The organism is Chloroflexota bacterium, from assembly GCA_018648225.1.
Lineage (GTDB): Bacteria > Chloroflexota > Anaerolineae > Anaerolineales > UBA11858 > NIOZ-UU35.
The window spans coordinates 11,859-24,989 of sequence record JABGRQ010000046.1; the positions used below are offsets into that span (position 1 = coordinate 11,859).

A 13,131-nucleotide genomic window follows, 5' to 3' on the forward strand; every position below is an offset into this window, starting at 1 on the left:
CACTTACGAAGTGACTGTCACCTGAGAATTATTCAAACCCGATCACGACAAGCTGGCCAGGCTGAATCTCGCCATCCACGGGGGTGATTTCGACGAAGCCGTCTGCCGAAAGACCGGGGGTGACGGTGATATATTCTAGCGCGCCATTTACCTGCACCTGGACGCGCGAGGAGCCATCCGGGGCCAGGCTCAGGGCGCTGAGCGGCACCACAATGACCGCGCCGCCAGTCGATTCGACCGGGATGGTCAGGCGCAGCGAGAAACCATCCAGGGTGAGAGGGGTTTCGTCTACGATGACTTCAAAGTAAACGTGAAAGCCGTCTACGCCCTCGGTGCCTGGGATGTTGGCGACACGTTCGACGAGGCCGGTGGCGGCGATGCCCAAATCGGGTTCGTCAATGGCGACTTCCATGCCGGGCTTGACCAGTGGGGCTTCTTCGAGCGGCAGGGATGAGTCGATTGCCAGTTGGTTGTTGGTCACCAGCACCATCGGGCCGACGGCTTCGTCGCCGATAGCGGCTTCGTTGGCCTCAACCCGCACGGGCAGCGCCGAGACGAAGATCAACTCGTCGGCGGGGACTTGCAGGCCGGTTTGGGCCTGTGCAGATTCCAGATCGGCGGCGAGGCGCGCAGCGGTTTTGCCCAGGCGTTGGGCCTCGCGCTCGGCGGCGGCTTGCTCGTCGAGCGCGGTCTGGATGATATAAGCGGCGACGGTGGCAGGTTCGCCTACGGCCTGGGCGCGGGCGGCTTCTACCGCCAGGGGCGCGGCGGCGGCGATTTCTTCGGCGGTCAGTTTCTCATTAGTCGCAGCGGCCAGGGCATCTTCCAACTCGCGGATTTGGGCGAGCTGCTCGGCGGTGGGGCCAAAGGGGGTGAATCCGCTCTGGGAATACCACACGCCCACCGCAAGCCCAGTCTGCTCGTCGAACAGGCCATCTACGGGGCCAGGATCAAAGCCCAGGCGGGCGAGTCCGCTTTCCAGTTGCAGCACATCTTCTCCATTGATCCCCGGTGTGAGATCGCGGTAAATGGGCGTTTCGCCTTGCAGGATGAAAACCGGCCGCCCGGAGGCCGTCAGGAGGAGATCGCCTTCGCTGAGTTGAGCGGCGCGGGTTGGCAGGGTGGTGATAACGCCGATTTCGCCCTTGAGTGGTGAGGGAGCCAGCGAGAGAGATTGCGGCAGGCCGAAGCGGGCGGTGCCGCGGGTGACGACGTCGGCGGTGAGGACGCGTTCTTCGATGGGCACGAGAATTGGCGAGGGGGCGGGCGGCGCGGTGCGGGCAGCGGCCTCGGCGGGCGATTGAATGCGTGAGCCTGCCAGCCAACTGCCCGCGGAGGCGGCAATGACGACGGCGAGTAAGATAAAGGCGGTGGTGATTTGTTTTCGGTTCATGTTTTTTTTTGTGGGTAGGGATTAGGTATTTGAAGACCTAACTCGGATAAGCCAGAGCCAAAAATTATTCACCACGAAGACACGAAGTCATAAAGAAAACCAAAAAGCTGTTCTTCGCGTCTTTGTGGTAGATTTTCTTGTTTCTTTTTGCTCAAGAATTTCATTGTTATCGAACTAAGTGAACATCCAGAATAAATTCTTGGCTAAAATGGTTCAATCTGAATATGACTTGGGAAGATAAGCAGCAATTTGTACAGAATGAACCAATTTTTCCGGAAGTTATTTTTAGACAATCATAAGTCCTTGTTCTATTTCGGCGGGTCGGCGTAGAGTTCGCGCTCGATGCGGCCTTCAACGGGGTCAATGATTTTGCTCTCGCAGTCGAAGGCCACAATGCCCAGGGCCATTTCTTCGGCGCGTAACTCTTCGAGGGCCGCCAGTGCATCGGATGATAGGGCCTCAACGGGCAGGCCGCCGGTAATTTCGTCCAGGCGTTGGCGCAGATCGGGTTCGATGTCGTCGGGGTGGGCGTAGTCGAATCCGGCAACGTTTACGCAATCGGTAAATTCGGTGATGGCGGTCGCCATGCGCGGGTCTTGGCGGATCATGGTGTCGAGCGGGTTATAGTAGCCTGCTGCCATTTGCTCAGCGGTGAAAACCTGCTCGATGGCCTGACGCGTGCAGCCACTCGTGCGGGAGAAATCTTCGATTTCGAGAGCTACGGCGAAAGTGGCATCAATATTCTCGCCGAAAAGAGTGAAATTATAGGCTTCCTGGTCGGTGGGAGCCAGGCTGTTGAAAATTGCCACGTTTAGCTCTCCCAGGCCGATTTTTGCAGGGATAGTTTCGGCGGAGAGTTGCGGGGCCAGGCCAGTGTAGAGTGTCGAAATGCCAAAGCCGTATTGGGCAATAAATTGCCGCTCGGTCATGCCGGGCAGCGATTTATCGGCCACCATGCCGCGGCGCACTGTGCGGTAGTCGGCGGCTATATATTCAAACCCGGCGGCCTGCATACAGGCCGCAATCTGCGATTCGACCGTCTCGATATTAGTGACGAGTTCTTCGCGGGTCATACCAAATTCTTCACCGCCAGGCAGTCCTTCAATGGGAGCGCCGCTGGCTTGAACGACGGCCCCTTTAACTTGTCCACAGGCAGTGAGCAAAACAGCCAATAAGACGAAAATGAGTGATTTTTTCATGTCTTACTCTCCTTTTGATGAATATCTGATTTTCAATCATGTGTTTTCGAGTTTGAAATTATTCTACAAAAGAGAGCTAAGAAAGTAGTAACAAATCACTAAGAATTTTCTCAATATCTTGTAGTATCTTAGTCCTATTGTGGTTTGGCTGTGCTTGTTTATAATCGAATCATGGACTTACAATTCTGTTAGGTTCATGAAAGGAAAAAACACATGTTAACGATTTCCGAAAAGGTGGAATTTTTGAACGGTGTTTCGGCGTTCAATGAATTATTGCCAGAGCAATTTCAAAGTCTTGCGAATATCTGCGAAGAAAAATTCTATAATGCTGGCGAACGTATTTTTAGTCAGGGAGAAGCAGATGGCGCCTTATTTATCGTTGTCTCTGGAAAAGTACTCCTTGAACGAGAAACTGATGATGCCAACAAGTCGGTTTCGATGAATACGGTTGGGACTAGGGGCTATTTTGGTGAAATTTCCCTGTTTTACGATGCCCCCTGGTCTGTTTCTGCTACCGCGATGCAGTCAACAAAAGTACTCAAACTCATCAATGATGATTTTGCTGTTTTCGTCACGGGGCAACCCCGGTTACTCGTGAAAATGAACACTGTTCTCAGCCAGCGGCTGGTTGAAGCCCACGATAAAATTTCAGAAATAACCCGGAACAGAAAGCCTCGTGAACTGCAAAAGCTGTACGACGGGCTGAATTTCTAACTACTCAGGCAGTTGTTGCCGAACATGAACCCTATCCTGGGCAGCGGGTCAAGATTTTTTTACGATTGAGGGAGATACACCACCACGATCACCCCCTGCTGAGGCTCACTGCTTACGTTGATTTCACCCCCATGCCGACGCACAATTTCTTGGGCAATCGCCAGCCCCAGCCCCGTTCCCCCGCTTTGGCTGGATCGGTCGGACTCGACGCGGTAGAAGCGCTCAAATAGGTGGGGTAGATGCTCGGCGGGGATGCCCGGCCCGGAGTTGTGAATCGTGACCTGTACCCCGGCTTGACTCGGGTATGCCCGCAGTATGATCTGCCCTCCATGGGGGGTGTATTTAACCGCATTATCGAGCAAATTTAAAAACAAACGAATAAGATGATCGGTATCGCCAAAAGTCGGCAGTATTGCCGGGATATCGCGCTCGAATCGTAGATTTTTTTCCTGCGCCAGGGGTTCAATTTGTTCGCTGATGACGCGTAACAAATCGCCCAGGTTGAGCGAATAGGGTTCCCATGAAACGCTCTCCTGGTCCGAGCGCGAGAGAAAGAGCAGTGCATTGCTCAAACGGATCAAGCGATCCACCTGTTCGGCCAGTCCGACCAACGTGCGTTGGTATTCTTTCGGCTGGCGTTCTTTGCCGAGCGTGACCTCAATTTGGCCTTTGAGCGCCGTCAGGGGCGTGCGCAGCTCGTGGGCGGCATCGCCGGTAAAACGCCGCTCGCGGGTAAAGGCGGCTTGCAAGCGTTCTAGCATCTGATCGAAAGTATGTGCCAGGCGGCCCACTTCGTCGGGCGGGCCAGCGTAGGCGATGCGTTGTGAGAGATCACCAGCCTCGATAGTGTGCGCCGTGCGCGTGATCTCGTCGATGGGGTGTAAGGCACGGTCGGCCAGAAAATAGCCGCCTACTCCGGCTAGCAACAGCATCAGCGGAATTCCCCAGTACAATTGGCTGCGGAAATCTTCCAGCGTATCGCTGGCATTTTTCAGTGATTGCGCGGTCTGAATCCAGCCTACCGGTGTGCTGCCCACATCGATAATGGGCTGGGAGAACACGCGCCAGCCCTGTTCGGTAGTAAAACCCTCGTTCAGGGCTGTCCACACCACCGCTTCGGCGCCGTACACATCCCAAACTTCATTTTCAGCGGAGATCAACCGGATAGCAAAATCATCTCCCGGCGGGTCTGTGCGCTCCAGCAGCAGCTTTCCACTTTCAAGCAGGTCTTCCTCCACTTCGAATGTGGCGAGCGTTTGCGCGGCAACATTCTGGAGTGAGGCATCGATGGTGTTAACCAAACTATGCTGAAAACGGGCGTATAAAACTACGCCGAAGGCAGCAAAAGAAATTGCCATCAGCAGCACGTACCAGAGCGTGAGACGCAGGCGGATGGGTAGTTTGGAGAGCTTAAGGATTTTCATAGATGTGTTCGGGATGGTTCAAAAATATACACACTTTTTGTCCATCAGCAACTGTCATTCCGACCGCAGGGAGGAATCCCTGCGAAAAAACGTGAACTTTCACCTGTGCGGGGATTAATATACGCTAATTCTCAGGGATTTCTCGCCGCTGGCTCGAAATGACAGGCTAAAAGTGTCCACTAATTTTCTTGCAAATATGAGCCATTCCATTGTTCGTCAAAAAAGTTAGCAAATATACCAATACTTATGAGCCAAACCCTCAGGGGCTTGCGTTCAATTTATAGCCTACCCCGCGCACAGTTTGAATCAGCGGGGGGGCGAAGGGTTCGTCAATTTTGCGGCGCAGATAGCCGATGTAGACATCCACAACATTAGTATCGCTGTAGAAATCGAAATTCCAGACGCGCTCGATGATCTGTGTGCGGGAGAGCGCCTGGTTGGGATGCCGTAGGAGCAATTCGAGCAGTGAAAACTCGCGCGGGCTGAGTTCAATGGGTTGATCGGCGCGGTGTACTTCGCGTTTGGCGAGGTCCATTTCGAGATCGGCAGCGCGCAAGACAGTATCTGCCTGTAAGGGCGGGCGACGCAGCAGGGCGCGCAGGCGCGCCAGCAATTCTGAAAACGCAAAGGGTTTGACCAGATAATCATCAGCCCCAGTGTCGAGGCCGCGCACGCGGTCGTCTACGCCATCGCGGGCGGTGAGCAGCAGCACCGGAGTTTTGACGCGTTGATCACGGATTTCGTGCAATACTTCCAGCCCATTCATACGGGGCAGCATAATATCGAGCACAATCGCATCGTATTGAATCGCCAGGGCATAGTCACGACCTTCCATGCCGTCGCGCGCCACATCCACGGCATAGCCCGATTCGCGCAGCCCCTGCTCAATAAATTGGGCCACACCCGCTTCATCTTCCACAACAAGAATTTTCATGCTCACATTATGGCACAAAATTCTAAGAAAGCGCTAAGAGTATCTTCGGTTCTTTAGGAATTGGCGAATATTCCCAAAGAACCGTATTTTCAACTTGACATGCCATTTTCGCGCTGGTATAACCGGCATCTTATATGAGCATTACCGCCGCGGTTCTAATTATTCTCTCTGCCTTTATGCACGCGCTGTGGAACTTTATCAGCAAACGGCGCAATCCATCGTTGGCGTTTTTCTTTGTGAACGCGGTGATGGTTTCAATTGTGGTGTCGCCTGTGTTGGTGTTTCATCGCCAAACGCTGTTAATCCTACCCTTGTCGTTTTGGGGAGGGGTGCTGGCAACCGGGCTGGCGCAAATGGTCTATTTTATGGGATTGGCAGGAGCCTACCGCAACGGCGATATCTCGCTGGCCTATCCGCTGGCGCGCTCACTGCCGGTGTTGATGGTGGCGGGACTCAGCCTGATGCTGGGACACAGAACCGAGATTGGGAATCTGGGTCTGGTGGGCATGCTGTTCATCACGGTGGGTTGCATTATGCTGCCTTTTCCCCGCTTCCAGCGAATGCGCTGGCGCGAATATTTGAGCGTCGTCTATATCATGGCTTTCGTGGCAGCAATTGGCACAACAAGCTACACCCTGATTGACGATTATGGCCTGGCGCAGTTGCGCGCGTGGCTGTTGCCTCAACAATCTGTGCAATCGATTACATTGCTATATATGGCCCTGCAAATTAGCAGCACAACGTTGATGATGGGGATCGGGACGCTGCTTTCCCCGTCAGAGCGTCGTCAGTTACGGCAGATTTTGAAACCCCCCAGGCAAATCGTTTTGGGATTGGCTACGGGGCTGACGATTATGGCAACCTACGGGTTGGTGCTGGCCGCGATGTCGTATGTGAACAATGTCAGTTATGTAGCCGCATTCCGGCAGTTGAGCATTCCCATTGGGGCAGTTCTCGGCCTGACCATACAGGGCGAGCCGCGTTATACACCCAAATTATTAGGCATCGGGATTGTGTCGCTGGGGTTGATTCTCGTTGGGGTTGGTTGAGAGTTGAAGGTTAAAAATTGAAGGTTGAAAGTTCACTTGCCAACCTTCAACCTTCAACGTGCAACTTTTAACGTTTATCTGGCATTCATCATTTATTAGTCAATCGCAAATGCCCTTCCGCGTCCGCTTCAACGGACTCACGTTCCCAGTGCTGCGGAACATACTTAACCAGCCGCCAGGGGTCGGCCATGTCGATATAGTGGGGGTGATAAGCGTGGCCCGATTGCCCGGTGGTGTTGATCCAGGTGGAGGCCTGCCAATCGGAGGTATCCATGATGGCGCGTTCGGAAACCAGCCAGGTAATGCCATAGCCTTCTTCGAGTGAAGACCAGGCGTTGGCGTTGACGATGGAGTTGCCGCCCGCTGTGGGGAAAGGGCCGCGGTTGAAGGCATTGCTGATGAAGGGGAAGTTGCTCATAACCTGATTTTCGAAAGTTGTGCCGTGTACGTCACCCCAAGCCCAGTCGGCGGGGTCTTTTCCGGCGATGTCTTTGACTTCTTCTACGGCAGCTTCGAAGGCGCGCATCAGAATATCGTCACGCGTTTCCACTTCGGGGGTAGTTTGGTCGTCCCACCAGACGTTGGTGGGGTCTTTCAACAGGCGACGGGTGACTTCCATCCAGCGAGAACCGCCTTCGGGCCAGTAAAATTCGGGCAGGTCATCCTGGTAGGTTTTCGCCATGACCTTTTTCCAAAATGCGGCGTACATCAGTGCGGGAGCAGAATCCATATCCATGCGGTAGTCCCAACCGGAAAGTAGTGGTCTGTGATACTCGGCAATATTTTCATTGACTGGCAGTTCTAATAAAATCGGCAACAACTCACGGGCCAGTAAATCGGTGGTGTCGGCGTGAATTTCTTCGATATAAGCTGCGTCAATCGGGCCGGGTGCGCCCTCGATCAGTTCAACAATACGCTGCGCCCGGAAACCGTACTCGAATTTATTGGCAATTAAATAGGGATACTCCGGCCCGGCAACGGCATTATTGGCGGTGGCGATATACCCCTCAGGCGGATTGTATGCAAAGGGCAAATCTTCAAAGGCGATATATTCGCCCCACTCATAATCACCCGTCCAGCCGGGTACGGGGTGCAGGCCGCTGTGGCCTTCGGCACGGATGGGAATATTGCCCGGCGTCTGGTAGCCGATATTACCTTCAATATCAGCGTAGACGATATTTTGCGCCGGGGCAGCAAATTGAGCGGCCGCGGCACGGAATTCGCCCCAGTTTTCGGCATAGCTGAAATCGACCAGTGCGCACATCACGCAGGTTGCATCCAGCGCTGCCCAGCGCAGCGAAAGGGCGTAGTTTTCGGGCAATTCTACGCCGGTTTCGTTGTGAAATTCTTCCAGGCCGTAGGTGTCGGTGATGATCGGGCCGTGGCGGGTAATTTGCACGGTGAATTCAACCGGATCGCCCCCGGCGACGTTGATCGTCTCGGTGACCAGTTCCATATCGACCCATTCGCCCTGGAATTCATATTGGTTCGGGTTTTCGGGGTTGATCTTCTCGATATAGAGATCGGCAACATCCGGGCCAACATTGGTGAAGCCCCAGGCGTGATGAGCATTGTGTCCAACAACGATGGCCGGAGTCCCGGCGAATGAGAAGCCGACCGCGTCAAGGGCGCAATCGTCGCTGACCGGGGCGCAATGCAGCCCGTTGAGATACCAGATCGAAGGCATTTGCACGCCCAGATGCATATCGTTGGCGAGCAGGGGCATTCTGGTATCGGTGAGTTCACCAGCGATAACCCAGTTATTTGAACCAATCGCACTGGAATCGCCAGTACCAAGCAGCGACACTCGCTCACCAGCCTGTTGCAGGGCCGGGAAGAGTGCGGCGATAATATCTGTATTGGCAGGTGCGGTTGCGGCAGACGCGCCAGTGATATGTGGATTTGGGACAATATAGGGATGGTCTTCGGGATAATCGGGGAAAATAAAATCAATTTGCTCTTGCGACAGGTCTTTAAGCAGCTTGGCATAGTCGATTTCGCCGTTCAATTTGCTGCGACCCAACTCCCAGGCCATGGCTTTGGCCCATGTCAGGGTGTGGATCGGCTCCCAGGGGTCGGGTTCGTAATCAGCGTTGATGATCGGTAAAAAGGCGTATTCCAGACTCAGGGCCGTACCTTTATGATCGGCGAGATAGGCGTTTACCCCGGCGGCATAATCTTGCAAGATGGCTTGTTTTTCAGCAGGCATATTGGCGTATTCGACTTCGGCGATGCGCCCCCAGCCCAGCGAGCGCAAGAATTTATCGGTATCGAGGGTGGATTCACCCATCATCTCGGAGAGCGTACCCGTTCCCTGATGACGCCAGAAATCCATCTGCCAGAAGCGATCTTGAGCGTGGACATAGCCCTGGGCGAAAAACAGATCGTGTTCGCTGCTCGCGTAGATGTGCGGAATTCCGGCGTTATCGCGGTAAATATCTACAGGGGCCTCCAACCCGTCAACGGTCAGCTCTCCGTTGATGATGGGGAAGGATTCTTCGGCTTTGTTGCGCGTCCATGAGGGGCCGATAATGGCAATAGCCGTCACCAGCACCACCAGAACGGCGAGAATGATCAAAAGGATTTTGCCGATTTTTTTCAACATAATTTTCTCCAAATCTATTATGAATTTATGTGAAGTCGAAATACTTACCACGAAGACACAAAGACTCGAAGAAAGTTTTTATTTTTCTTTGTGTCTTTGCGGTGAAAATAAAAATAGGAAAAATACAATTGGCTATTCGCCAATTGCTACGACCATGGCGATGGCGTGCGTTTCGGTATGGCTTATGCTAATGGACCAGGTTTCCAGTCCAAGCTTTTCGGCCAGTTCTTGGGCTGCACCGTGCAAATATAACACCGGAGCGCGGTTTTCGTCTCGCAAGATTTCGATTTCCTGAAAACTGACCGCGCCGATGCCTGTCCCCAGAGCTTTGGCAACGGCTTCTTTAGCGGCAAAACGCGCTGCCAGCGATTCGATACTAAACCGCGGATACCCTTTCGGGCACTCGTGAACGCGGATAGACGCTGATTTTTTCTCGTTTGTATATCTGTGTTTATCTGTGTTTATCCGCGGTTGATCTTCTACCGCACAAATTTCCAACTCGCGCGGGGTGTAGATGCGCGCTAAGAACTTTTCCCCATGACAAGCGATGGATTCGCGGATACGTTCTATCTCGATCAGGTCTATGCCGGTTGCTAATTTCATAATGGTTGAAAGTTGAAAGTTGAAAGTTGAAGGGTATCAACAAACTTTCAACCTTCAACCTGTAACTTTTAACCCTCGTCTAACGGCACAATCCGCTGCTTCAACGCATAAATTGCAGCCTGTGTCCTATCGGCGAGTTGCAGTTTGCTGAAGATGTTGCTGACGTGGGTTTTGACGGTTTTTTCGCTGACGACCAGCGACGCGGCGATTTTACGATTATCCTGCCCCTGAGCGATGAGCTTGAGTACTTCCAGCTCGCGGCTGGTCAGGCTTTCCAATGAGGGTGCGTCCCCGGAAATTTCTTCCATCAAGCGTTTGGCAATGCGCGGGTGCAAGCGCGCTTCTCGATGAGCCGCAGCGCGCACCGCGTCGAGAACTTCGTCGGGGAGCGAGCTTTTGAGTAGGTAACTCAGCGCCCCGGCCTTGATCGCCGGAAAGACGAGCGCATCTTCGTGATGGCTGGTGAGTACGACCACCTGCGTGTGCGGGCTGGCTTCACGGATGGCGCGTGTCGCATCCACGCCGCCCATGCCGGGCATAACCAAGTCCATGAGGACCACATCGGGCAAAATTTGCTGAATCCGCTCAATGGCGGTATTCCCATCCTCGGCCTCGCCCGCCACCGCGAGGTCGTCCTGAATCTCTAATAGTTGGCGCAATCCCTGCCGCACGATGGGGTGGTCATCCACGATGAAAACGGTGATTTTTTCAGTCATATTGAAAAACGAACGCAATACCCTAAAGGGCACAGGTGGCGCAAAGATGCAAGGACGCAAAGATTTTTAAATTATTTCTTTGCGCCTTCGTTTCCTTGCGTCTTTGCGTTAAAAATCTTCAATAACAAGCTCTCCCCCATTATACACGCCATCGGGCAAGAGCGTGGGGATGCTGTATTCGGGGTTGGTGAGCAGTTTGTAGATGGCGGTGTCGGTTGCGGCCAGTTTTTCAGGGGTGTTCAATTTCCACTCGTGGCCGATCTCATCCTGCCGCCCGGGGAAATCTTGCGCGCCCAGCAGGGAGGTCAGCGCCCAGTAGAAATACTCGGCGATCATGCAGTTGTATTCGCAGGTTTCATCGTCATACGAATACCACGCCCCGGCGGGGTAGGGGTTGGGGATTTCCTGAAGGTGTCCGCCGCGGGCGGTATCCATCGCCAGGGCAATTTCGGTGCCCGGTTCTTCTCCGAACACATCCGGGTGGGCGAGCGCGTAACCGTATTGCGTGATGAGATGCAGCACTTCTTCGAGCGTAGCATCAAACGCATCGTAGTGCGAGCCTTCGGGGAGTGTTTCTTCGGCAAATAGAAGCTGCAAGGCTTCGCTGCCGTCTATTTCTACAAATTCATCAAAGTCGAAATTGCGTTCTTCGCCCTCGTCAACGAACATCACCAAAGTTGCTCTTTCTTCAACCAGCGCTTCCATAACGGCGGGATTATCCGGCTCGCCGTCTTCGTCGTTGTCGAGATATTCGGCCATCACGCTGGCGGCGTGCAGCAACTTCTCGTCGGGGACGTTCTCAGTCGCCAGAATGCGCACGCCGAAGATATTGACTTGTTTGACAAAAACATCCTTAGCATGCCCTTTTACAAATGTAGTTGCCAATAAAAATACCAATAAAATTTTTACGAACACGAGGTTCTCCTGTAAAAATAGTGAATGGCGCGTCAGACAGCAACGGATGACACGCGCACTTTTATCGTACAACCCTGATTAGCCTGGCTGTTAATTTCTAGCGTTGCGCCAATTTCCTCGGCGCGCTCCTGCATGCTGCGCAGGCCCAACGACAGCGTGGCATCCACGCTGGCCGGGTCAAAGCCGATGCCGTCATCGTTAATGTTCAGCCGAATTTGCCCGGTTTCGTAGACCAGCTCAATGGTCACGGTGCTGGCCTGGGCGTGCTTGGCGATATTGTTTAAAGCTTCCTGCGAAATGCGGAAAAGAGCCTGTTCCACGCTCAAGGGGAGTTCTCGTTCTCCTTGCAGGCTGAGCGAGACTTTAACCGGGTGTTGATTCTGCCATTTGGCCGTCAACTGCCTCAGAGCGGAGGCCAGTCCCCGGTCGCCCAATGAAGCGGGGCGCAACTGCTTGATGATGGCATCCATTTCGAGATGAATATCGCGCGCCTGTTCTTCGAGCTGCGCCAAGCGTTCAGCGGCCTGCACGGGCGCTTTTTCGAGCAACTGGCGGGCGGCATTGGCGCTCAGGCTGAGGCCAAAAATCTGCTGTTTGAGGGCATCATGCAGCTCGCGCGCTAACCGGCTGCGCTCTTCGACAGCGGCCAGCGAGCGGGCTTCTTCGGCCAGCATGGCGTTGCGCTCGGCCAGGGCGCGCAGATCGTGCATTTGCGTGCCGATCTGGTCGGCCATGTGATTGAATTGTTCACCCACCTGGGCAATTTCATCATCCCCCTCGATGGCTACGCGGCTGCTCAAGTTGCCCGCGGCTAATGCCGCGCTGGCCTGATTCATGCGCTGAAAACGCAGGCTAAACGAACGCGCCAACCGGCTGCCAGTGAAGCCAGAAACGATGATCGCAATCAGCCCCGAACCGAGGATCACCACCGCCAGAGCGGCGAGGGTTTCGCCTGATGTATACGGCGCACCGACGCCGCCAATGCGATAGTACACCCAGCCAAGATGCGCACCATCCAGGGCGATGATGGTCGCCTGCCCAATATGATCTTCGCCAAAAACGGCGTAGGCGACCAGGTTTTCGGGGTCTTCTTGGGAGGTGTCGATGGCTTCGAGTTCAGAATCCCACCCCGGGAGCTGGCTCAGGGCGGGGGATTCCCCTGGAGGGTAGCGCCAGGCATCGTTACTGGCAATCACGCCCCCATCCGGAGCTAGAATTACCAGCCAGTCTTCGTAGTACAGGCTGTCTTCGTTCCAGCTTTCTGCCACCGGCACAAAACCCACATCCCAGATATATTCTTCTGCAAATTCAATTGTTAGGGGCGCATCTTCGAGCAGCCAGGTTATATCTTCGGCGATGTAATAAGCTTCATCCCCGGCCCATTGCGCAGGGAGATCGGTTTGCAGGTAGATGAGGTAGCCTGTTGCGATCAACGCCGCCAAAATGACCACGGAGATGAGCGTAACGGCAAGATGTGAGCGGGTGAGTTGGGTTTGCATGGGGGAATGATGAACGATGAACGATGAATGCAGAATGATGAGTGTGATTCTGCATTCATCATTCTGCATTTTGCATTTGC

General features: G+C 53.9%; 11 protein-coding genes. 2 read left to right on the top strand and 9 right to left on the bottom strand.

All coding sequences use genetic code 11. The features are described 5' to 3' along the window. Positions 1-28: 28 nt before the first annotated feature. Both HN413_02495 and HN413_02500 read right to left on the bottom strand, forming a co-directional pair. A complete protein-coding gene (locus HN413_02495) occupies positions 29-1,393 on the bottom strand; it encodes a hypothetical protein (protein ID MBT3389256.1) in 1,365 nt (454 codons plus the stop codon). A gap of 308 nt (positions 1,394-1,701) precedes the next feature. Beyond that, on the bottom strand, positions 1,702-2,592 hold the full coding sequence (locus HN413_02500) for a hypothetical protein (GenBank protein MBT3389257.1): 891 nt from the start codon (positions 2,590-2,592) through the stop codon (positions 1,702-1,704). 213 nt (positions 2,593-2,805) lie between these two features. Here HN413_02500 and HN413_02505 point away from each other — a divergent pair, with 213 nt between their 5' ends. Next, the gene (locus HN413_02505; protein ID MBT3389258.1) at positions 2,806-3,306 is read left to right on the top strand and encodes a Crp/Fnr family transcriptional regulator; all 501 of its coding nucleotides are present in this window, start codon (positions 2,806-2,808) and stop codon (positions 3,304-3,306) included. A gap of 59 nt (positions 3,307-3,365) precedes the next feature. On the opposite strand, the gene HN413_02510 is transcribed toward HN413_02505, so the two are convergent. Continuing rightward, positions 3,366-4,730 (bottom strand): HAMP domain-containing protein, encoded by a 1,365-nt coding sequence (locus tag HN413_02510; GenBank protein MBT3389259.1) that lies wholly within the window; start codon positions 4,728-4,730, stop codon positions 3,366-3,368. Between the two features lie 259 nt (positions 4,731-4,989). Then, a complete protein-coding gene (locus HN413_02515) occupies positions 4,990-5,664 on the bottom strand; it encodes a response regulator transcription factor (GenBank protein ID MBT3389260.1) in 675 nt (224 codons plus the stop codon). Positions 5,665-5,798: 134 nt separating this feature from the next. Here HN413_02515 and HN413_02520 point away from each other — a divergent pair, with 134 nt between their 5' ends. Next, positions 5,799-6,713 (top strand): EamA family transporter, encoded by a 915-nt coding sequence (locus tag HN413_02520; protein MBT3389261.1) that lies wholly within the window; start codon positions 5,799-5,801, stop codon positions 6,711-6,713. An 88-nt stretch (positions 6,714-6,801) separates the two neighbouring features. Here HN413_02520 and HN413_02525 read toward each other — a convergent pair whose 3' ends face one another. From HN413_02525 to HN413_02545, 5 genes are all read right to left on the bottom strand, one after another. After that, positions 6,802-9,318 carry a penicillin acylase family protein gene (locus tag HN413_02525; GenBank protein ID MBT3389262.1) on the bottom strand — a complete coding sequence of 839 codons (2,517 nt, stop codon included), beginning with the start codon at positions 9,316-9,318 and terminating at the stop codon, positions 6,802-6,804. Between the two features lie 132 nt (positions 9,319-9,450). Further along, the gene (gene acpS, locus HN413_02530; protein MBT3389263.1) at positions 9,451-9,921 is read right to left on the bottom strand and encodes a holo-ACP synthase; all 471 of its coding nucleotides are present in this window, start codon (positions 9,919-9,921) and stop codon (positions 9,451-9,453) included. A gap of 68 nt (positions 9,922-9,989) precedes the next feature. Beyond that, entirely contained in the window at positions 9,990-10,637 is a 648-nt protein-coding gene (locus HN413_02535) for a response regulator transcription factor (protein ID MBT3389264.1), read from the bottom strand. Positions 10,638-10,745: 108 nt separating this feature from the next. Further along, positions 10,746-11,552, bottom strand: coding sequence for a hypothetical protein (locus HN413_02540; GenBank protein ID MBT3389265.1), 807 nt, complete (start codon positions 11,550-11,552; stop codon positions 10,746-10,748). 32 nt (positions 11,553-11,584) lie between these two features. Then, positions 11,585-13,120, bottom strand: coding sequence for a HAMP domain-containing protein (locus tag HN413_02545; GenBank protein MBT3389266.1), 1,536 nt, complete (start codon positions 13,118-13,120; stop codon positions 11,585-11,587). Positions 13,121-13,131: the final 11 nt, after the last annotated feature.